Raw genomic sequence first — 21278 nt, forward strand, 5'->3', positions numbered from 1 at the left:
TTGGAACCTTAGCCGTTATTCGCAACCGGTGCCTGCGCTGGCAGACTGGGGGCGCTACCATTGGGCATAGTTTACGGGCAACCGCAACGACGCGGTGTTTCAAGGATTGGCTATCGCACGTTCACGAGGGGATTTCATGCCGCATCACGCTTTGCGCTCGCTGGCCCGTACCCTGCTTCTGCTGCTCGCCAGCCTGCTGGCCCTGCCGGCCTTGGCCGCGCCGCAAACGCTACGCCTGGGGCAAGCCACGCATTACCACTTCCTGGCCTTCGCCAACCATGACCTGCAGCAGGCCAGCCTGCCCGTACAGCGCGCGGTGGTGCTGTTGCACGGCGTGCAGCGCAACGCTGACGACTACTTCGCCAGCGGCCAGCACCTGCTGCAGAACGCCGGGTTGAGCGCTGACGACACCTTGCTGCTGGCGCCGAACTTTCTCACGCCCCGGGATCGCCGCGCCGGCGACGACATGCCGCTGTGGGCCAAGGACAAGTGGATGCACGGCACCGCCTCGCAGGACGGCCGGGTGGGGATCGCCGGTTTTACCGTGCTCGATGACCTGCTGGCCTACCTTGGCAACCGCGAGCACTTTCCGGCGCTCAAGGAAATCGTGTTGATCGGCCATTCGGCCGGGGGCCAGCTGCTGCAGCGCTACGCCCTGCTGGGCGCGGGCTCGGTTGGGCGTGGTATTGCGCTGCGCTATGTGATTTCCAGCCCGTCGTCCTACCTGTATGTCGACGGCAATCGTTGGCAGAACGGTGCCTTCAAACCGGTGCCTGCGGGCCAGTGCCCAGGCTACAACCAGTACCGCTATGGCCTGGAACAGGCGCCGCCTTACTTCGTTCAGCAGAACCTCGACGCCAGGCAGCTGTTCAAGCGCTATGCGGCGCGTGAGGTCACCTACATGGTCGGCGCCCGCGACAATAATCCCGAAAGCCGGGTAATGGACCGAAGCTGCGGCGCGGCCTTGCAGGGCGCCAACCGGGTGGAGCGACAGCTGGGTTACCTGCGCTATGAAGCCTTTTTGGCAAAGCAGTGGCGCATTGCCGTTCACCATCGGCACTTTCAGGTGAGCCAGGTCGGCCACGATGAGGCCCGCCTGTTTGCCGCCAAAAGCGTGGCCCGGCGGTTGTTCCCTGCACATTGAGTGTGTTCACGGCGCCTTGGCGTTACCATGGTGCAATCGTGATGAATATCGAGCCAAAAGCCCGGGAGTGCTGGATGCAGAAGCTGTTGTTACCTGTCGCCATCTTTGTGAGTGTGATCGTTGTGGGCAAAGTGTGCGAACACTTCGGGCTGAGTACGAACGTGAAGTTCGGCCTGGTTTGCGTGGTTGCGTTCGTTGTTCAGATCGGGGTTAGCCGGTATCAGCGGTCGCGTCAGGCTTAACGTCTAACACACAGGGCGCGCGCACCCTTGGCGCACCGGTTGTAATCTGTGTCGAAAAATCAGAATTTTTCCCTTTGTTGTAGTCCATTTCCCAAAGATACTGTTGCCGCTTGTTTTCCGTTACGGGTGTTCTGCTGAGGCTCTAGTCTCGGCCTGTCGCTGCAAATCAGCGATACGGCTTTGACAGGCCGCGACGGTATTTGGCTTACGGCACGTCTATATGGCGGCTGTACGTGTGGGCACGCTTGCGTGCGCCGGAGCTTGCCAATTCCACCGGTCTGTCAACCCATGTACAGCTGCCACCCCTTCGTTTGACAGCAAAGGGGCGCAGCACAACCGAGGAATTGGATTCGTGATGGACGACAAATCGAACGTAAAAACCACCGTTGGCAAAACCAAGTTCTACCAGGGCGAAAAACAGACTCATCCGCTGTTCTGCATCGAGCCCGGCATTTCCTGCCAGCATGCTCGGGAGCAGGCCTCGGAGCTGATGGGATATGTGCGGGACATGACCATCAGTGGCCTGATGGATGAAAGCCCGAATTGATCTGGGCCTCGCATTACCTCAGCGGTTTGGCCAAGGCGCTGATGGATGATGCTGAGTTGGGCATGATGCGCTGAGGGTGTAGTGCAGGGAACAGTGCCAGCAGGCACGCCGTGATCCCCTGTAGGAGCGGGCTTGCCCCGCGAACACCGGCGAAGCCGGTGCCACGCACCGCGTTGCCTGCTTCGCGGGGCAAGCCCGCTCCTACAGGTTTCCCAGTTAAATCAGATGCTCCGTAGGAGCGAGCAAAGCTCGCGATGCGCCGCGCAGCGGCGCCCTTAACGCCTTACACCCAGGGTGCGCGGCGCCTTGGTGTTCTAGGCGGCTAACCTGTTAACATTTGCGTCGAAAAATCAGAATTCTTCCCTTTGTTGTAGTCCATTTCCCAAAGATACTGTTGCCGCTTGTTTTCCGTTGCGGGTGCTCTGCCAAGGCTCTAGTCTCGGCCTGTCGCTGATTGATCAGTGACACGGCTTTGACGGGCCGCGACGGTTTTGAGTATCGGCATACCTTTATGGTGGCTGTACGTGCGGGCACGCTTGCGTGCGCCGGAGCTTATCAATTCCGCCGGTCCGTCAACCCACGTGCAGCTGCCACCCTCTGCTTGACGGCTTAGGGTCGCGGCACCAACAAGGAATTGAACAATGCTGAAACTTGTCCCCGATCCACCCCATGCTTTCCCAACGCTTGTATTCAAACTCATACAAATGGCAGACGAGGAGTTGCAAGCGTGATGGACGACAAATCGAACGTAAAAACCACCGTTGGCAAAACCAAGTTCTACCAGGGCGAAAAACAGACTCATCCGCTGTTCTGCATCGAGCCCGGCATTTCCTGCCAGCATGCTCGGGAGCAGGCCTCGGAGCTGATGGGGTATGTGCGGGACATGACCATCAGTGGCCTGATGGATGAAAAGCCCGAATTGATCTGGGCCTCGCATTACCTCAGCGGTTTGGCCAAGGCGCTGATGGATGATGCTGAGTTGGGCATGATGCGCTGAGGGTGTACCGCGTCGCTTCACGCGACGCATCGCGAGCTGCGCTCGCTCCTACCAGCCGTACACCGCCCCCGTAGGAGCGAGCAAAGCTCGCGATGCGCCGCGCAGCGGCGCCCTACCCCAAGGCCCCCTTCAGAACACCGACCACCCAATCCGCGAACTCAACATCTCAAGCGCAGCCATCCCCGCATACGAGTTCCCCGCCGCATTCAACTCCGGCGACCACACGCAAACGGTGAACTGCCCCGGCACGATGGCCACGATCCCGCCCCCTACCCCGCTTTTACCAGGCAGCCCCACCCGATAGGCAAAGTTCCCCGCCTCGTCATACAGCCCACTGGTGGCCATGATCGAGTTAACCTGCTGAGTCTGGCGCCGGGTCAGTATCTGCTCGCCACTGTGCTTGCAGAACCCATCGTTGGCCAGAAAACCAAAGGCTCGGGCCAGGTCCAAGCAGTTCATTTGCAACGCGCAATAACTGAAATAACTGCGCAGCACCGTTTCAACCTCGTTATGGAAGTTACCAAACGCCTGCATCAGGTACGCCATGGCAGCATTGCGTGCGCGGAACTGGTATTCCGAGTCAGCGACACGGGCATCCATCGACACGTTGGCATTGCCCGACAAGCGCCGCACGAAATCACGCATCGACAAGGTGGGCGCGGCAAAGCGCGACTGGTTGATATCACAGATCACCAGCGCCCCGGCATTGATAAAGGGGTTACGCGGGCGCCCGCGTTCGAACTCCAACTGCACCAGGGAGTTGAACGGCTGGCCGGAGGGCTCATGGCCAAGCCGCTCCCAGATGGCTTCACCGGAATGGCCGATGGCCTGGACCAGGCTGAACACTTTGGAAATACTCTGCACCGAAAACGGTACCAACGCATCGCCTGCGCAGTAATAGCTGCCGTCGTTGCCATAAACGGCGATGCCCAACTGCTGCGCCGGCACATCGGCCAGCGCAGGGATGTAGTCAGCCACTTTGCCCTTGCCAATCAAGGGCCGCACTTCTTCGAGGATATCGTTCAACAGTGTTTGCATGGGAAGCTCTGTTCATCAGTCCCCAGACGACGGCTCGGGGTCGCTTCCTTGACGAAAGTTCGGCATGAGAAATCACACAATGCATCAAGATGATTACGCCCACGCAGAGCCAGGCGTCAGCTTGGGTCATCCGGCATGACGATCAGGCCAAGCAGCTCGGCAACCAGGCTCAGCGCATCCTGTTGATACTCGTCACACCACGATTGCAGCCCGCCACGGGGAAACCCTTGCTCTTCCCACTGCGCCAATGCAAGGGCATTGATGATTTCCATCTCGAACCAAACCCTCTGCCACTCGGCAGCATCGGCTACCACAGCAGGGTTTTGCCAAGCGAACTCAGCCTGAGCCACGAAGTGCGACCAGGATTGCAGATTCAGGTGCGCACTCTGGGCCAACGACCTCAGCTGAAATGCGGCAAGCATGGGTTTACTCCTTAAACATGAATGGGCTGCTGGGGATACTGCCAGAGCGTGCAGCAATGGGCGGCGAAGCGCAAAAACAAGCCCAGCCGCTGAACCGACACCCTCTCACGAAGTCGAAACGTCACGCTCAACAGGACGGAGCCCCGACATTGTCGATCAGATTGACCACCCTATCACTGGCGGTATTGCTGACCGCCTGCACCCACTACCGCTACGTTGATCCAGACACACCGGAAGGCCTGGAATGCCTGCACAAGCTCCATGAGACAGTGAGTGCGTGCGAAGCCAAGGTCAAGGCGCAGCAGGATAACTTCGACTCGCTGCACGAAACCCAGGCGCGCTCCACGCAGCAATGCGAGCACTTCAATACGCTCAACATGCCCAATGCCTGCCCGCCAGCACCCAGCCCTACTACGGTGCCCAACTACTGCCGGTCGGGGTTTGACGAGAAATACAAGGCGTGTGGGGGACGGGTTGAGCAGGTGGAGAATTAGTGGCTTTGAGATCGAGCGCCGCCCGCGCGGCGCATCGCGAGCTGCGCTCGCTCCTACATCTAGCGGTATGCACCAAGGGGCCGCGCGCGATGACCACATGAACATTGGCCCGAAACAGACGTAGGAGCGAGCGCAGCTCGCGATGCGCCGCGCGGGCGGCGCTCGATCTCATAGGCGCTGATTGACCCAAGGCGAACACATCCAAACTCCACCCACACTAGAACTCAACCTTGCCCCGCCCCGCCTTGACAGTACTGCGCCTGGCCTTGCCTTCCAGACGGCGGGTTTTCGAGCCAAGGGTAGGCTTGGTAGGGTGGCGTTTCTTCTCGGTTTTGCCAGCCGCCAGGATCAACTCGGCAAGCCGCGCCAGCACGTCAGCACGGTTCTGTTCCTGGGTGCGGTACTGCTGGCCCTTGATGATCAGCACGCCATCACCCGTGATGCGGCTGTCACGCAGCGCCAGCAGCCGCTGCTTGTAGAACTCAGGCAACGATGAGCCTGGGATGTCGAAGCGCAGGTGCACGGCGCTGGACACCTTGTTGACATTCTGCCCACCCGCGCCTTGCGCACGGATGTGTGTCAGTTCGATATCGGCATCCGGCAGATGCAGGTTACTGGAGATGGTCAGCATGAGAGGGCCCTGTTCATTGCCCCCATTATCACCGCCTTCGGCGCACATCGCACGCCGGAACCTTCCATTCCCCGTCCCTTCCGTCATAGTCCCCGCGCCACCGCCAATGCCATAGTGGAGAAAACAACACGGATAAAATCCCATGTACAGAAACACCTCTACCCCCGCGGACGACAACGGTTGCGGCTGGTTCCACCTCAGCCCGAAGCGCCAGCCACGCGCCGCGCACCGGGGGCGGAGCGAGGCGCGCTGGGTGGTGCTCGGCGCAGGCTTCACCGGCCTGGCTGCCGCGCGGCAGCTGGCGCTGCACCACCCTGACGACGAAGTGATCCTGGTCGAGGCCCAGGAGGTCGGCTTCGGCGCCTCGGGGCGCAACTCCGGCTTTGCCATCGACCTGCCCCACGACATCGGTGCCGCCGACTACATCGGCGACCTGCCCACCGCACGCATGAACCTCAAGCTCAACCTGCGTGCGCAGTCGATTCTGCGTGGCCTGATCAACCAGCACGGCATCGACTGCCAGATCCGTCCGGACGGCAAGTACCAAGCAGCCGTCGAGGGCAAGGGGCTGGCCGTGCTCGAAGCCTACCGCAGCGGCCTGGAAAAACTCGGCCAACCCTACCAGATGATCGACGCCCGCGACCTGCCCGAGCACGTCGGCACCGCGTTCTACCGCAAGGCGCTGTACACACCAGGCACGCAACTGCTGCAACCGGCCGCCCTGGCCAAGGGCCTCGCTGAAAGCCTGCCGGCCAACGTCACACTGCATGAACGCACCACCATTACCCATATCGAGCAGGGCCGGCGCATCACCCTCAAGCACGCCAACGGCGAGATCATCGGCGACCAGTTGCTGCTGACCAACAACGCCTTCGCCTCGCACTTCGGCTTCCTGCCCGGCCGCCTGCTGCCGATCTTCACCTACGCCAGCATGACCCGCCCGCTGACCGAGGAAGAACAGGCCCGGCTGGGCGGCAAGGCCAGTTGGGGCATCATCCCCGCCGACCCGTTCGGCAGCACCCTGCGCCGTACCCCGGACCAACGCCTGCTGGTGCGCAACAGCTTCAGCTTCAACGCCAACGGCCGCGCCCACCCACGCCACATTGCCCGCGCCGGGCGCCAGCACCGTGACGCCTTCGAGCGGCGCTTTCCAATGCTCTCGGGCCTGCCGTTCGACTACACCTGGGGCGGTTCGATGTGCCTGTCGCGCAACCACCTGTCGCACTTCGGCAGCCTCGCGCCCAACGTGCATGCAGCGCTGTGCTGCAACGGCCTGGGCATTACCCGCGGCACCGCCACCGGCACCTTGCTGGCCGACTGGCTGAGGGGCGAGCGCGACGAGTTGATCGACTTCCTGCTGGGCTCCGCCGGCCCCAACCGCAACCCGCCAGAGCCACTGCTGAGCATCGGCGTCAACCTCAACCTGCACTGGGGCCAGCGCCGCGCCGGCCTGGAAAGCTGACAAGGAGGCATCATGCATAGCCTGGGTATTCTCGGGGTGGGCGAGCTGAGCGAAAAGGTGGTCATCGGCCTGCGCCGCAGCGGTTTCGATGGCCCCATCCTGCTGTCACCGCGCAATGCGCAACGGGCTGCCTTGCTGGCCCATGAGCACGGCTGCCAGGTACTGGGCAGCAACCAAGCGGTGATCGACCGCTCCGAGCTGGTGATCCTCGGCGTACGCCCGCACTCGCTGGGCGAACTGGCCAATGAAGTGCGCCTGCGTCCGGGCCAGCGCCTGGTGTCGCTGGCCGCCGGGGTCAGCCTTGCCCAGCTGGCCGCGGCTTTCCCCGGCGCCCTCTGTATCCGTGCGATGCTGTCGTATGCCGCCCAGTACAACCAGTCCACGGTGGTGGTGTGCCCGCCGGATGCGCTCACCACCCAGAGGCTAGGGCCCTTGGGCAAACTGGTGGTACTGCAAAGCGAGCCCGAGTTCGAACTGGCCACGGTGGCAGCCTGCATGAATGGCTGGTTCTACTTCCTGCTGCACGATCTGCAGCAATGGCTGATGGACAAAGGCCTGCCAGCCGCCGAGGCACGCGCACTGGTGCTGGGCAACCTGCAGGACTGCGTGACCAGTGCCGAACAGCAGCCGGGCTACACGCTCAAGGCCCTGGGGCAGGCTATCGCTACCCCGGGCACCTTTACTGCAGACGGGTTGGCGGTACTGATGCATCAGCCGGTGAGTGCCACGTGGGGGGCTGCGTGCGAAGTGGTGCTGGATGCACTGTTAACACGCGCCGACTTGGCTGACCGATAGGCTGCCCCTGCTGCGGCCACTTCGCAGGTCAACCGCGAAGTGGCCCGCCCCTGCGAGAAATCGCTATAACTGGCGGTAAACCCGCGCTGTATCTTCCTCGAAATGCTTCAGCTCATCCTGCCGCCTTGCTTCCGACCAGCCCAGCACCGCTGCGACTCGATGCGAGCACTGCTCCACCCGCTCACGCCCAAGGTCCGGGTCCAGCCCATAGGAGACGCGCCGGCGCATCAGGTCGACCAGCCTCACCACGTGTTCGCGGGCAACGATGCGGGCGATATCCTGCGGGTCGATCCGCTCACGCTCGATCATGCCCTTGGGCGCCTTTCCTCGCTTGCCTAGCCGCGCCTCCACGCCTCGGGCGATCAGCCGCGCCGCATGGCGATGGAGCATGATGGTCGAGCCGGTCAAGGTCAGCAGGCCCGGCTTGCCGGCCGCCTCGCTCAGGCGCACCGGCAGGTAGGTGCTGCGGCCATCCAAGGTCGAGGTCGGGCGCACGCCACACCAGCAGTGCTTCACATCGGCGCGGGACAGTTGCAGGTCGGGAAACAGGAGGTTGGCCTCGGCGAGGATATAGTCGATCTCGCCATCCTCGACACGTACGGTATCGGGATCATCAGTAAAGTGCGACTCGGTCGGGCCGATGAAGTGAAATTCGCGCCAGGGGAAGACGTAGTACGGCTCGCCCTTGCTGGAGAACGCCTCCAGCCCCTGGCCGCGATAGGCCTCGGGTAAGCGCACCATGACATTGACGCCCTTGATACCCAATACCCGCGGATCGCGGTCAGCGGCACCCGCCACGCGGTCGACCCAGGGGCCGGCGGCATTGATTACCACCTTGGCGGTCACCTGTACCTGGCCCAGCGCTTCCGGCGCCTGCTCGTCCAGGGTTAGCCGCCACTGGCCGTCACTGCGCAGCAGCTGGCTGACGCGGGTATAGGTGCGCACCGTTGCACCCCGCCATTGCGCATCCAGGGCGGTGTCGACGCAAATGCGCTCGGGCCAGGCGTACATGTATTCCTCGAATACACCCACGCCACGCAGGGGCCCACCCAAGCCTGCGGCCATCGCGCTGTCGCTCGCGGCCTGCTTCGCGCTCTGCCGCCGGTAGGCCAGGGGCACCTTCCAGCCACCCAGTGCTTCGACCAGGCGAAAACCCATGTCCACCAGCCATGGCGGGTAACGGTCCCCCTTGCGAAACGGATAGTGGAAGCGGTGCTTGGTCAAGTGGCCGGGCATGTCCTTGACCAGTTCGGCGCGACAGCGCATCACCTGGCGGGTGTAGCGCAGGCGCTGCCACATGTCGAAAGGCCGGAACGGGATTTGCCACAACGGGTAGCGCGCAGCCAAGTAGCCAAGCCCCGAATAGAGCATGCGGCTGGAGCGCGAGGAGGTGCCGGCACCGATGTCGCCACGGTCGACCAGAAGGGTGCGGAAGTTGCGCGCTGCCAGTTGCCGGGCGGCGGCGCAACCGACTGCGCCTGCGCCGATGACCACCACGTCAAAGTGGTCGCCATCGAGGGATTGCAAGGGGGGACGGGTCATAAACGGATTCCGGGTTCTTGTGATTGTTCTGGGAGGTCTTCATGCCAGGCCACAATAGAAAAGCCGCACCCTCCCCTCTAGAACATTGCGGACAACTTGCGTAAGGCCTCGGCACAGCCTGCCAGCTCATCCCATGACTCGTCCCAGCCGTTATATGGAGCCCCACATCCGCGGTGCGATAGTGCCGCGGCGCTGATGCGTCAATAACAACAAGAGGTAACGTGAATGACCACTTCCAAACGCTCTGTCGAAGATGCCCCGCTTAACGCCTTCCACCGTAAGTTGACCGTTTACTCCGCTGGCGGGCCATTCCTCGATGGCTATGTGCTGAGCATCATTGGCGTCGCCATGCTGCAGATCACCAACGCCTTGCAACTGTCCGCGTTCTGGGAAGGGTTGATTGCCGCCTCTGCGTTGATCGGGGTATTCCTCGGTGGTTTTCTCGGTGGCTGGTTCACCGACAAGTACGGGCGCAAGGTTTTATACCTGGTCGACCTGATCGCTATCGTCGGCTTCTCGGTAGCACAGTTCTGGGTCGAGTCGGCCTGGGCACTGTTCGCCTGGCGGTTGCTGATCGGTATCGCGGTCGGTGCCGACTACCCGATTGCCACTTCGCTGCTGGCCGAATTCCTGCCACGCAAGCAACGTGGGCCGTTGTTGGCAGCCATGGTACTGATGTGGTTTGCCGGTGCCGCCGTGGCCTACATGGTTGGCGAACTGCTGCTGCGCGTGGGCGGTGAAGACGGTTGGCGCTATGTATTGGCCAGCGCCCTGATACCGGGTGCGCTGTTCCTGGTCGCCCGCAGTGGCACGCCGGAATCGCCACGCTGGCTGCTGAGCAAAGGCCGCAGCGCCGAGGCCGACGCGGTGATCAAGAAAGTCTATGGCCCTGAATACTCCGTTGCCGACCTGCCAGAGCAAACAGCTGACAAACCGGTATCGGTGTGGTCGCTGTTCCACTCCGGCTATGGCAAGCGCATGGCCTTCGTCACGCTGTTCTGGACCTGCGCCATTTTGCCACTGTTCGCGATCTACTCGTTTGCTCCCAAAGTCTTGCAAGCGCTGCAACTGACCGGGGATTGGGCGGCATACGGCTCGATCGCCATCACCTTGCTGTTCACCCTCGGCTGCCTGCTTGCGACCAAGCTGATCAACCGCCTGGGCCGGCGCAAGATGTTGATCCACAGCTTCCTCTGGTCGGGCCTGTCCCTGGTGATGCTGGGGGTATTCCCAGACGCCTCGCCCACTACCGTACTGGTGCTGTTCGGTGCGTACGCGGTGCTGATTGGGGGTGCCCAGGTTCTGGAATACGTGTACCCCAACGAGCTGTTCCCCACCGAAATTCGTGCGTCCGCCGTTGGCCTGGCCACATCGCTGTCCCGCATCGGCGCGGCCATAGGCACTTACTTGGTACCGATCTCCCTGGCCTCCTACGGTGTCGCCAATACCATGTTCGCCGCCGCACTGGTTTCGCTGTTCGGCGCCCTGATTTCCTGGTGGCTGGCGCCCGAGACCGGCAAGCTCGACCTGCAGCAGGCTGCTGCCCTGGGTAGAGCGGCCGGTGCCAGCGCCGCCACTTCCAACCCTGTCGCTCGCAAAGCCTGAAGGTGCCATTTCATGAGCCAAGTCCTTACCGTTGTCCGCAATGCCCCCGCCGCGCCGCTGGGCACTCCCGTCCCGGCCCGCCTGCCCCTCGGCGAACCCATCGCCCAGGCCGCCACTGCCCAGGACCAGACCGACGAGGCCATCGGCGCCAGCATCGGAGTCTGGGAAAGCAGCCCTGGCGTGTTCCGCCGCCACCTGAAAAACCGTGAGTTCAGCCATATCGTCAGCGGCTGGTGCACCTTCACCCCCGACGGCGGCGAGCCGGTAGAACTGCGCGCCGGCGATGCGGTGCTGTTCCCGGAAAACTGCGAGGGGGTGTGGGATATCCGCGAAACCCTGCGCAAAACCTACGTGCTGTTCTAAGGACCCTGTTGATGATCGAACGTATCAACCCAGGCAAACGGGCCAGCCAGATGGTGCTGGTGGACGGGCGCATCGAAACCTCTGGCATCGTTGCCCTGCAACCGGGCGACATCGCTGCGCAAACCCGCTGCGTATTGGCGCAGTTGGAGCAGTGGCTGGCGCAGGTCGGCGCGGGCAAGGGCAACCTCACCCGCATGCAGATCTGGCTGGCCGACATGGGTGAGTTTGCGCCGATGAACGAGGTGTATGACGCCTGGGTGGGTGATCAGCCGCCGGTGCGAGCCTGCGTCGGGGCTGCGCTGGCAGCCCCTGAATACCGCATCGAGATCCAGGCCTTCGGCCAGCTCTAAGCGCCACACGGTCCCTGTAGGTACGGCCCATCGCGACACAAGGCCGCGCCTACAGGTCCGGGTCCAGCCCCACCTTGTCGCCATGCCAGTCAAACCGCTCCACTTCATGCCGGCGCTTACGGAAGTTGTAAGGCGTCTCGCCATACTGTTTGCGGAACCACAAGATAAAGTGCGAGGCATCGGAAAAACCGCAGGCCAAGGCAATGGTGGTGATGTTCTGGCTGGTATTCACCAGCAATCGTCGGGCATGGTCCAGGCGCAGCTTGCGCCAGTAGTTGGCCGGTGGTTCCTGGGTATTGGCGACGAACTCGCGGTGCAACTGCCGGGGGTGGGTGCCCACCGCTTCAGCCACCGCCTTGAGGGTCATCGATGCGTCGAGGTTGGCGCGCATGAAGCTGATCGCCCGCTGCACGCGGTCGTTCAGGTACACGCTCTGCGTGGCGGCCTTGTCCTGCTGCTCGTCGGTGCGTTCATCCACCAGCAGGTACTCCAGCCCCTTTTGCGCCCGTACCGCGCCGCAATGCTGGCGGATCAGGTTGGCTGCCAGGTCAATGGCCGTACCACCCGGGCAGGTGATGATGCCGCGGTCGTCCACGTAGCTCTTGTCGATCACTGCCGTGGCCAGTGGAAAGCGCGCCTTGAACTCATCACGCAAGGTGAAATGCAGTGCACAGCGCCTGCCATCGAGCAGCCCGGCTTTGCCCAGCACGAATGACCCTGAACACAAGGCGATGATCGGAATACTTGCCGCATGCACCTCACGCAGTGCATCCAGCAGCCAGTCCGGGGGGTGGCGGGTTTCGTCCAGCAGGCCACCGGCCAGCACGATGTAGTCGTACTGGGCGAACAGGTTCAACGGCTTGGTCGGCGAAATCGGCATGCCACAACTGGCTGTAATCGGCTGGTCATCCAGCGTCATCCAGTCCCACTGGCAGAACACCTGCTGGCTGCGAAATGACTTGTCCGCCGCAAAGCGCAACGAGTCCACCAAACCTGCCACTGGCACCAGGGTGAAGTGGTTCATCAGCACGAAACCGACGCGCAACTCAGGCTTGACCTGCGCAGTGATGACGGCGGCTTGTACCGGTTCTTCTTGTTGTTCGGCAAACATGGACGCTGGCCTCGTGACATCCGTAATGGCGCCATTTTAAGCCGCGCCCGGCGTCCGTCATATCATATGCATCCCCACAAATAGTAAGCCCGTGACAAAAGGCGGCGCCGTTCTATCAATTGTCATGGCTGTAATATCGTGCCCCTGGCTGCGCTGAGCATCATGTATGCACAAGATCAACATGCTCAGAGGCACCCCTCATGTACCGTGGATTCTGGTATGCCCAGGCGCTGGACCTGGACAGCGACCTGGCCCCTGCCCTGCAGGACTCGATTCAAGCCGACGTGTGCATCGTCGGCGGTGGCTTCCTTGGCCTGTGGTCGGCCATCCGCCTGAAACAGGCGCACCCGGAAAAAACCATCGTCGTCGTCGAGCGCGACCGCTGCGGCTCGGGGGCCAGCGGCCGTAACGGCGGCGTGGCCACCAACTGGTGGGGCAAGTACCTGTCGGTGCGCACCATCTGTGGTGACGTCGAGGCACGGCGCATCTGCGAGGCGGCCGAGTCGGCCATCGACGAGATCGGCAGTTTCTGCCAGGAACACGGCATCGACGCGCAGTACCGCAAGGACGGCTGGCTGTGGACTGCCACCAACCAGCGGCAGATGAATTCCTGGCGCGTGCTCACCGACGGCCTGCAGAAGCTCGACGTCAACCCGTTCCGGGAACTGGACCGCCAGACCATCCGCGGCCGCGTCGGCTCACCGCTGGTGCTGGGCGGCATCTTCGACCCCAACGCCGCCACCGTGCAGCCTGCCATGCTCGCCCGCGGCCTGCGCCGGGTAGCGCTGAAACTGGGTGTGCAGATCTTCGAGAAGTCGCCGTTCACCCACCTGGAGCGCGGCAAACACCCGGTCGTACACACCGCCAAGGGCCATGTGAAGGCCAACCACGTGGTACTGGCGCTGAACGCCTGGGGCGCGCAGTTTCCCGAGCTGCGCCGGATGATCGCCATCATGTCCAGCGACATGGTCGCCACCGCACCGGCCAAGGCCAAGCTCGACGCCATCGGCTTTAGCGGCGGCGAATGCATGACCGACTCACGCACCGTGCTCAACTACTGGCGCAACACCCCGGACGGGCGCGTGGTATTCGGCAAGCCGCTGGGCCAGTTCGCCTACGCCGGGCGCATCGGCAACCTGTATGAAAAACCCTCGCCAGCTGCCGACAAGGTGGCCGCCGAACTGCGCCGCCTGTACCCGCAACTGCAGGACGTACCGGTGGTCAGCAGCTGGACCGGGCCGATCGACCGGGCCATGAAAGGCCTGCCCAACTTCGGCTACCTCGACCAGCACCAGACGGTCAGCTACGGCATCGGCTTCTCCGGCAATGGTGTGGCCACCACGGTATTCGCCAGCCGCATCATCAAGTCGCTGGCCACCCACGCCAACGACGAATGGGCCAGCTGTGGCCTGGTCAACCAGAAGATGAAGCTGCTGCCGCCAGAGCCTCTGCGCTTCTTTGGCGCGCACCTGGTGCGCGATGCCCTGGTGCGCAAGGAGTCGCTGGAAGACCACGACCAGGATGCAGGCCTCATCACCCGCCAGCTGGTCGGCATGGCCCCGGCCGGTTATGTGCCGGCACAGAAGAAATAAGGATCGAGCATGAGCGAACGTATCGTCTTTCTCGACGACGAGGGCCTGGCGCCCTCGACCCGTCTCAAGCGCCCGGACTGCGCCCACACCTGGCAGCAGTTCGCCTACACCCACCCCGACCAAGTGCTGGAGCACCTGCAGGACGCCACCGTGGCGCTGACCTGCAGCGTGCCACTGCGCGAAGAGCACCTGCGCCAGTTGCCCAAGCTGAAGATGATCTCGCTGGCCCTCACCGGCCGCGACATTGTCGACGTCGACTACTGCCACGCCCACGGCATCGAAGTGGCGAGCGTGCCGGGCTACGCCGCCAATACCGTGGCCGAACACAGCCTGGCGATGATCCTCGAACTGTTCCGCCGCCCGGCCGCGTTCACCCGGCTGATGCGCCAGGTGCATGCCGGCGACAAGCCGCATCAGAACATCTACTTCAATCACCGCATCCGCGATGTGCGCGACAAGCAACTGGCGATCATCGGCGGCGGCCCGATCGCCCTGCGCCTGGCGCACCTGGCGCGGGCCTTTGGCATGCAGGTGCTGTTCGAAGACCGTGGCGGCAAACGCAAAGGCCCTGACTGCCGGCCATTGGCCGAGCTGCTGCAAGGCTGCGACGTGCTGTCGATCAACTGCCCGCTCACGCCCGAAACCCACAACCTGATCGATGCCGAACAACTGGCCCTGATGAAGCCTGATGCCGTGGTGGTCAACACCGGCCGTGGCGGCGTGGTCAACGAGGCAGCGCTGATCGAGGCGCTGCAGGCCGGCCGCCTGGGGGGCGTGGCCCTGGACGTGGTGGAAGTGGAGCCCCTGCACCCGAGCAACCCGCTGTTCCAGCTGATCGAACGCGACGACTTCCTGCTCAACCCGCACATCGCCTGGAGTAGCGAAGACGCCATGCAGCAACTGATGGACAGTGCCGTGGACAACATCAGCGACTTCTTCGCCCGCCAACTTTCTGCAAAAAGGATCCGCAGCGCATGACCCTCGTTACCAAGAGCAGCTACATCGATGGCGCCTTCGTCGCGCTCGGCAGCAGCACCGACATCCTGGAAAACCGCAACCCGTCCAACCCGGGTGAAGTGCTTGAACGCTTCGAGCGCGCCGACCAGCAGTTGACCGAACAGGCCATCGCCGCTGCCCGCCGTGCTCAGCCGGCCTGGGCGCGCAGTAACCCACAACAGCGCGCCGACGCGCTGGACTTCATCGGTACCCAAATTCTCGCCCGCCGTGAGGAACTGGCCACGCTGCTGGCCCGCGAAGAGGGCAAGGTGGTACGCGAAGCGTTGGGCGAAGTGGACCGCGCCGGGCGTTCGTTCAAGTTCTACGCCCAGGAAGCCCTGCGCAGCGAGGGCGAAAAGTACCAGTCGGTGCGCCAGGACGTGGGCATCGATGTGTTCACCCAGCCGCTGGGCGTGGTCGGCATCATCGCGCCGTGGAACTTCCCCATCGCCATCCCGGCGTGGAAGATCGCCCCGGCGCTGTGCTTCGGCAACTGCGTGGTGTTCAAACCGGCCGAACTGGTGCCCTCCTCGGCCTGGGCGCTGGCCGAGATCATCTCCCGCGCCGGCCTGCCAGCCGGCGTATTCAACATGCTCATCGGCCCGGGGCGCAGCGTCGGTGACACGCTGATCCGCTCGCCGCTGGTCGACGGTATCAGCTTCACCGGCTCCGAACACACCGGCCGGCAAATCGCCCGCCTGGCAGCCGAAGGCATGAAGAAAGTGCAGCTGGAAATGGGCGGCAAGAACCCGCTGATCGTGCTGGACGATGCCGACCTGGAACACGCCGTGGAGGTGGCCCTGAACGGCTCGTTCTACAGCACCGGCCAGCGTTGCACGGCCAGTTCGCGGGTGATCGTGACGGCAGGTATTCATGACGCCTTCGTTGCGCGCCTGGCTGAACGCACCCGCGCCCTGAAGGTGGGCGATGCGCTGCAGGCCAGCACCGACATCGGCCCGGTGGTCGACAGCAGGCAATTGGAGCAAAACCTGTCTTACGTTGCCGCGGGCCTGGAACAAGGTGCGAAGCTGGTATGTGGTGGCGAGCGGGTCGACAACCAGGCCGGGGCGTATTGGTTTACCCCGGCGCTGTTCACCGAGGTAACGCCAAACATGCGCATCTACCGCGAAGAAATCTTCGGGCCGGTGTTGAGCGTGCTCAAGGTGAACGACTACGACGAAGCGTTTGCGGCTGCCGAGGATACGGCGTTTGGCCTGTCTGCCGGCATCGTCACCACCTCGCTGCGCCATGCCGAGCATTTCAAGCGCAACAGTTCGGCGGGGATGGTCATGGTCAACTTGCCGACGGCGGGGGTGGACTACCACGTGCCGTTTGGGGGCAATGGTGCGTCGAGCCTGGGCTCGCGTGAGCAAGGCACGCATGCACGGCAGTTCTTTACCCGGGTCAAGACGACCTACCAATTGGCCTGATGGCTGACCCCGCTACGAACATCGTTCATGCGCCTTCGGCAATCACGAGGCGGAAGTTTCGCGCTCGATCAGAGGAGCCAGGGCATCACGCAAGGCCACTTGCTTTTCATCCGAAAGGCGGGCCAATGGACGGCGTGGATTACCTGCGCCGTACCCCATGATTTCTGCACCTGCGTATACAGATTGGACGTAATCGCCCTGCCAGATCAGCGACATGACTGGCGCCAGGGTTTTCCAGATGTGTTGCACGTCGTCCCACTTACGCGCTTGGGCTGCGTTGACCAAGGCCACACAGGTTTTCGGGGCCATGTTGGCACCACCCCAGATCAGACCGGCAGCACCGGCAAACAGGGCAAAAGGTACGAGTGGATCAGCGCCGTTCATGGTCGGGAGGCCAGTGCGAACCAACGAAGCCTGGGCCGCCAGGTCACCACTGCTGTCTTTCACGGATACGAAATTGGGGATTTCGCTGAGCTGTTTGAACAGCGATGGAGTGACTTCCACGCCGACAGCCTGCGGTACGTTGTAGCCAATGATCGGCAGACCGGCTTCGGAGACACTCGTGTAGAAATCAATGATGCCCTGATCGTCAGTCGGGCCCTCGAAGAATGGTGGCAGCACCATCACACCATCGGCACCGCAGTCTTTTGCGTGACGAGTGCGCTCGACCACTTCTTCAACCAACAGAGCGGAAGTCTGTGCAATGACTCGGGCACGGCCATTGATCACCTTGGCGCCGAATGCAACGAGTTCCTTCGACTCGTCTTTGCTGAGATACACATGCATACCGGTGCCAGAGCTGAGTACGAAGCCATGAACGCCAGCCGCAAGGTAGCGTTCGATCAGCGCTTCAAATTGCGCATAATCAATCTTGTCGTTTGCATCGAATGGAGTAGTAATTGCGAGATTGACACCGTTAAACATGAATGCAGACATTAGTCTATTCCTTGTTCTTGTCTTTCAACGAGCAAAAAAGTGGCAGTTGCAGACGTTCATCAAATGAACCTATGCATTCGAGTTGTCACTTGTCTTGTGGGAAAGGGTAGGCGTCATGAAGCCTTAAAAAAAGCGACTTTTAAGAAGCGCATGTGATGAGAAAAAGTTATGGTTCCAGCGAATGCGAGCGTCGCTGATGCAGCGCTGGACTCACTTGGAATGATGCCAAGGCCTGGCGTGGTCGGTACCGTGATGTGCCGGTTCTCAACCTTGCTGCCCATTTCGGAGGCATAATTGCCTTCGATGCAGGGTGGGCAACCCAGACACCCTCCAACAGGCGCCATGATCGCCCCTCCCAAGGTGTCACGTCGCTGAGCACACTCGTATGGGAAATCGAGCACCTGACCTGTAGGGAGTCGTTAGTGGTCAAGCATACCAAGCCGGACTTCGCGTTGTTGAAGCTACCCTCGCTGCATGCAATACGAACCTTTGTTGCTGCTGCCAGGTATCAAAATTTCACCCGTGCTGCAGAGGCGCTCTGTGTCAGCCAAGCCGCTATAAGCCGCCAGATACGTGATCTGGAAGAGGATCTTGGCACGGAGCTTTTCCTGCGCGCAGGCCGGTCAGTGGAGCTCACCAGCGCGGGGTCGCTGCTGTTTGATACTGTGCAACTGTCGCTCGGAAATATATCCCGCACCACGGAGCGGATTCGCGGAAAATCAGGTGCCAAGAAAACCATCACGCTGTGCTGCAGCCCCGCGTTTGCACGGTTTTGGCTGGCCCCGCGCCTCAGGGATTTCATCACGCAGAACACTGATATTGATGTCAACATAATCACCACTCACAGCTTTTTCTCCCTAGACCCCGGCCTAACACCCGACTTCTTCATCACAAAGTGGAAGCGCGTTCATGACGGCTATACCTCTCAACCAATTTTTTCCGATGTCATTTACCCCGTGTGCTCACCCGGCTATTTGGAGAAAAACCCGGACGCCAATAATCTGAACGGCATTTTGAATGGTTCATTACTCAACCTAACGCACCATGGCCGCTCTCAAGTAGACGAACATGTCGACTGGAACCTGTGGTTTGCCTATCAAAATGCGGACATCAAAGAGCGCCCGGCCGATGCGATACAACTGCTGACCAACGACTATGGCACCATCATTGATCTCGCACTGGACCATCAGGGTGTCGCCCTGGGTTGGAACTATTTAGTAGCCCCATTGATTGAAAAAGGGCTGCTGATGCGGCCAGTACGAGAGTCCATGGCACTGTCCGAAACCCTGCATTTCCTCTCGATGCGCGACGATCTGACTGAAGATGAATGCAGCCTGCGCCTGCACGCATGGGTGCTCGAACAGGTTAGGCAGATGGAGGAGTCCGTCCTCAATCGATGAGCTGGAGGGATGAAAAACCCGGTTCCCCTTCTCCTCACATGACAGGTGCACCCGACTGTCCGGCCTGAGCCGTCCTGGATGGCTGTTGCAGCAGCCCTCGCGGCAACCGGAAGCCTTTGAACGGCTCCTGGGTAATCGGGTTGAAGGCCTTTTCCGCACTCAACCGGTAACGCATCACGCCATCCCCGGTCCTGAAGCTCAGGTCCACACTGGTGGCGGTGCGCCCATTGAGCGAGCCGCGGCTGAGCAAGCGGAACATCGACCAGGGGCCGCGGTACTCCAGGCTGCTGCTATTTCCGTTTTGACGGAGCAAGGTCAGGTTGCTGCGCACCTGCTGCCCCAGCGTATTAGGCCAAACAACACCGGTGATCTGGCTCGGGCCATGGGTGTAGGAAATTAATTGACCGTCCAGGTCCAGCAGGCTGGTGCGCTGGTTCGCGCTCAGCCCCAACGGCTCAATGCTGAATTGCACGCTCAGGTTGCCCCGATGATCAAAAAAGGTTTCGCGGATTCGGTCTGCCAGCGCCAATTGGTCGATCACATCGCTGCGAATCAGAGACTGACCTCCCTGCCCCGCCTGCAGCGCCTCAAGGTTGTCCTTGAGAAACACCTTGAGGTATTGATCATTGAATTGTTGTAGCCGGCCCTTCGGCCCGAAGAACGCTTCAAAGTCGTCCAGTGAGGCATCGGGCGCCCGCACCACGAAAGGGTAACGGCCCGCCAAACGCTGCTGGAAGAAGCTATACACTTCGGCGTCCCAGCGCCGCTCCAGTTCTCGGAGCGCTTCAACGTTCAGCACCTGCGCCGTTTGATCGGCTACTTTTCTGACCTGGCGATTGATCGGTTCAGGCAAGCCTGTAGCTACCCGCTGCAAGGTACCGATGGGGTCATGCCCGGTCATTGAGAAACGCTGGTGCACGGCCTGCAGTGCGGCCTTGCCTCGGTCTGGGCTGTCTTGCACCGCCTTGGCATAGTCGTGCACGGCCGTGATCGCAGCCAGCGTTTCATCGTAGTAGCTGGGTTTGTCTGGCGCTGCCTGCAGCATGGCGCTCAGCCCTGCAAAGGCCCGTTGAATCGCCCACGCCTGCTGTTGCTCAGGCTTGCTGCTGGGTGGCAGCGCTGCCTTGGTGTCATCTGCAGGCTCGACAACGCCAGCCGATGAGAGCGACGTGTTATCCCTCACCGTATCGAGTAACCGATGCAGGGGCGCCGCAGGCCCAGTCAACTGCTGCAGGATCGCGATACCGTGGTCCAGATCGCGGAAGTCAGCCACGGTGAAAGCGTTCAGGGCACGCCGCCAGCTGTCGATGTAATCGGCGCTGTACAGGTTACGCAGCCGTTCGCTCAGGGCCGCTCGGTCGGCATCCGAGTAATCGAGCTGGCTCCGCTCGCCCAACGCCCATTGGTCGATCATCGCCATATCCGCGAAGCTCTGGCTGCGTGGCTCGAAGTATTCCTTGAAGCCTTTGGCGGTGAGCATCGGCGCTAAGCGCACATCATCGCCTTTGCTGGCACCCGTGGCAGGCTGATAGACCACATCGAAGGCCGGCCCGACCTGATGACGCAAGTTCAGCCCGGTGTGCAACTGTTCCCCCGCCTGCTGCTTGAGGCCAGCATAAACCCGCTCGGGTAGTGGCACCTTGCGCAAAGCCTCCTGCACCGCGGCGATGCGTTGGCTGTACTGAGGCAGGTCGGTATCGGCATAGGCCAGGGCGTACTTCAGGTGCCGCATGAGGTCGCGTTGCAGTTGGCCCTGGCCGGGAAATTTCTGTTGCCATTGGCGAGCCATCCAGTCTTCAACCCACTCTGGGCGCCGGTTCTGGCGGTCTTCCAGCATGCGGTAGACCCTGAGGGCTGCCATTTGCTGTTCACTGCCTGGCGGCGCGGCATCCATGGCGTCGATCACGCCACTGGCCAAGGCCGGCAAGAATCGCTTGGAGAGCAAGCTGAGATAGGCTTCATCGACACGCGGGCCGATGGCACGCCCCTGATACAGGCCAAAATCGGAAATGCCGGGCCATGCAGCGCGATAGTCGCCAAACACCGATACCGCATCCCACATCCTCAAGGGGGGCAGCTGTGGATCTACATCGACGAGGAAGGCAACCGCTTGGAACTAGGGCGCCTCGGCGCCGGCGATGCGTTCGTGAGTGTCACGGACGGCCTTGCGTTCTTCCAGTT

22 protein-coding genes are annotated in these 21278 nt (G+C 61.9%); 15 read left to right on the forward strand and 7 right to left on the reverse strand.

Annotated features, from left to right (window positions below; genetic code table 11):
* Positions 1-136: 136 nt before the first annotated feature.
* From F3J45_RS23460 to F3J45_RS23475, 5 genes are all read left to right on the forward strand, one after another.
* Positions 137-1144: an alpha/beta fold hydrolase gene (locus F3J45_RS23460; RefSeq protein WP_167068660.1), complete on the forward strand. Its 1008-nt coding sequence runs from the start codon at positions 137-139 to the stop codon at positions 1142-1144.
* A gap of 41 nt (positions 1145-1185) precedes the next feature.
* The gene (locus tag F3J45_RS23465) at positions 1186-1386 is read left to right on the forward strand and encodes a hypothetical protein (protein WP_167068488.1); all 201 of its coding nucleotides are present in this window, start codon (positions 1186-1188) and stop codon (positions 1384-1386) included.
* Positions 1387-1741: 355 nt separating this feature from the next.
* Complete coding sequence (locus tag F3J45_RS23470) at positions 1742-1933, forward strand: DUF3077 domain-containing protein (protein ID WP_240164685.1); 192 nt, start codon at positions 1742-1744, stop codon at positions 1931-1933.
* Entirely contained in the window at positions 1930-2007 is a 78-nt protein-coding gene (locus F3J45_RS30610) for a DUF3077 domain-containing protein (RefSeq protein ID WP_370526459.1), read from the forward strand. The genes F3J45_RS23470 and F3J45_RS30610 overlap by 4 nt, the downstream gene beginning before the upstream one ends.
* 656 nt (positions 2008-2663) lie before the next feature.
* Positions 2664-2930 carry a DUF3077 domain-containing protein gene (locus F3J45_RS23475; protein ID WP_167068664.1) on the forward strand — a complete coding sequence of 89 codons (267 nt, stop codon included), beginning with the start codon at positions 2664-2666 and terminating at the stop codon, positions 2928-2930.
* Positions 2931-3059: 129 nt separating this feature from the next.
* Here F3J45_RS23475 and glsB read toward each other — a convergent pair whose 3' ends face one another.
* Together glsB and F3J45_RS23485 are read right to left on the reverse strand one after the other, a co-directional pair.
* On the reverse strand, positions 3060-3968 hold the full coding sequence (gene glsB, locus F3J45_RS23480) for a glutaminase B (protein ID WP_167068667.1): 909 nt from the start codon (positions 3966-3968) through the stop codon (positions 3060-3062).
* A gap of 116 nt (positions 3969-4084) precedes the next feature.
* The gene (locus F3J45_RS23485; RefSeq protein WP_167068671.1) at positions 4085-4390 is read right to left on the reverse strand and encodes a hypothetical protein; all 306 of its coding nucleotides are present in this window, start codon (positions 4388-4390) and stop codon (positions 4085-4087) included.
* 149 nt (positions 4391-4539) lie between these two features.
* Between F3J45_RS23485 and F3J45_RS23490 the strand changes: the two genes are divergently transcribed.
* Positions 4540-4884, forward strand: a complete 345-nt coding sequence (locus tag F3J45_RS23490; RefSeq protein WP_167068674.1) for a hypothetical protein — start codon at positions 4540-4542, stop codon at positions 4882-4884.
* A gap of 217 nt (positions 4885-5101) precedes the next feature.
* Here the strand turns inward: F3J45_RS23490 and arfB are convergent, their stop codons facing one another.
* Positions 5102-5515, reverse strand: a complete 414-nt coding sequence (gene arfB, locus F3J45_RS23495) for an alternative ribosome rescue aminoacyl-tRNA hydrolase ArfB (protein WP_167068675.1) — start codon at positions 5513-5515, stop codon at positions 5102-5104.
* Positions 5516-5657: 142 nt separating this feature from the next.
* On the opposite strand from arfB, the gene F3J45_RS23500 reads away from it, so the two are divergent.
* On the forward strand, positions 5658-6977 hold the full coding sequence (locus F3J45_RS23500) for an FAD-binding oxidoreductase (RefSeq protein WP_167068678.1): 1320 nt from the start codon (positions 5658-5660) through the stop codon (positions 6975-6977).
* Positions 6978-6989: 12 nt separating this feature from the next.
* On the forward strand, positions 6990-7772 hold the full coding sequence (locus F3J45_RS23505; RefSeq protein ID WP_167068681.1) for an NAD(P)-binding domain-containing protein: 783 nt from the start codon (positions 6990-6992) through the stop codon (positions 7770-7772).
* 63 nt (positions 7773-7835) lie between these two features.
* Here the strand turns inward: F3J45_RS23505 and F3J45_RS23510 are convergent, their stop codons facing one another.
* Positions 7836-9314: an FAD-dependent oxidoreductase gene (locus tag F3J45_RS23510; protein WP_167068684.1), complete on the reverse strand. Its 1479-nt coding sequence runs from the start codon at positions 9312-9314 to the stop codon at positions 7836-7838.
* Positions 9315-9539: 225 nt separating this feature from the next.
* Between F3J45_RS23510 and F3J45_RS23515 the strand changes: the two genes are divergently transcribed.
* From F3J45_RS23515 to F3J45_RS23525, 3 genes are read left to right on the forward strand one after another with little or no spacing between them, the layout of a single operon-like run.
* On the forward strand, positions 9540-10919 hold the full coding sequence (locus F3J45_RS23515; protein WP_167068687.1) for an MFS transporter: 1380 nt from the start codon (positions 9540-9542) through the stop codon (positions 10917-10919).
* 12 nt (positions 10920-10931) lie between these two features.
* Positions 10932-11282: a cupin domain-containing protein gene (locus tag F3J45_RS23520; protein WP_167068690.1), complete on the forward strand. Its 351-nt coding sequence runs from the start codon at positions 10932-10934 to the stop codon at positions 11280-11282.
* Positions 11283-11293: 11 nt separating this feature from the next.
* Complete coding sequence (locus F3J45_RS23525; RefSeq protein WP_167068693.1) at positions 11294-11632, forward strand: RidA family protein; 339 nt, start codon at positions 11294-11296, stop codon at positions 11630-11632.
* Positions 11633-11681: 49 nt separating this feature from the next.
* On the opposite strand, the gene F3J45_RS23530 is transcribed toward F3J45_RS23525, so the two are convergent.
* Positions 11682-12743, reverse strand: coding sequence for a GlxA family transcriptional regulator (locus F3J45_RS23530; protein WP_167068695.1), 1062 nt, complete (start codon positions 12741-12743; stop codon positions 11682-11684).
* 200 nt (positions 12744-12943) lie between these two features.
* Here F3J45_RS23530 and F3J45_RS23535 point away from each other — a divergent pair, with 200 nt between their 5' ends.
* From F3J45_RS23535 to F3J45_RS23545, 3 genes are read left to right on the forward strand one after another with little or no spacing between them, the layout of a single operon-like run.
* Positions 12944-14335, forward strand: coding sequence for an FAD-binding oxidoreductase (locus F3J45_RS23535; protein ID WP_167068699.1), 1392 nt, complete (start codon positions 12944-12946; stop codon positions 14333-14335).
* A 9-nt stretch (positions 14336-14344) separates the two neighbouring features.
* Complete coding sequence (locus tag F3J45_RS23540) at positions 14345-15313, forward strand: NAD(P)-dependent oxidoreductase (protein ID WP_167068702.1); 969 nt, start codon at positions 14345-14347, stop codon at positions 15311-15313.
* Positions 15310-16761, forward strand: coding sequence for an aldehyde dehydrogenase family protein (locus F3J45_RS23545; RefSeq protein ID WP_167068705.1), 1452 nt, complete (start codon positions 15310-15312; stop codon positions 16759-16761). The genes F3J45_RS23540 and F3J45_RS23545 overlap by 4 nt, the downstream gene beginning before the upstream one ends.
* 42 nt (positions 16762-16803) lie before the next feature.
* Here F3J45_RS23545 and F3J45_RS23550 read toward each other — a convergent pair whose 3' ends face one another.
* The gene (locus F3J45_RS23550) at positions 16804-17697 is read right to left on the reverse strand and encodes a dihydrodipicolinate synthase family protein (RefSeq protein ID WP_167068708.1); all 894 of its coding nucleotides are present in this window, start codon (positions 17695-17697) and stop codon (positions 16804-16806) included.
* Between the two features lie 422 nt (positions 17698-18119).
* Here F3J45_RS23550 and F3J45_RS23555 point away from each other — a divergent pair, with 422 nt between their 5' ends.
* Positions 18120-19097, forward strand: coding sequence for a LysR family transcriptional regulator (locus tag F3J45_RS23555; RefSeq protein ID WP_167068711.1), 978 nt, complete (start codon positions 18120-18122; stop codon positions 19095-19097).
* A 34-nt stretch (positions 19098-19131) separates the two neighbouring features.
* Here F3J45_RS23555 and tssM read toward each other — a convergent pair whose 3' ends face one another.
* The gene (tssM, locus tag F3J45_RS23560) at positions 19132-21159 is read right to left on the reverse strand and encodes a type VI secretion system membrane subunit TssM (RefSeq protein ID WP_240164688.1); all 2028 of its coding nucleotides are present in this window, start codon (positions 21157-21159) and stop codon (positions 19132-19134) included.
* Positions 21160-21278: the final 119 nt, after the last annotated feature.

Origin of the sequence: Pantoea sp. Ap-967 (assembly GCF_011752565.1) — a bacterium.
Taxonomy (GTDB): domain Bacteria; phylum Pseudomonadota; class Gammaproteobacteria; order Pseudomonadales; family Pseudomonadaceae; genus Aquipseudomonas.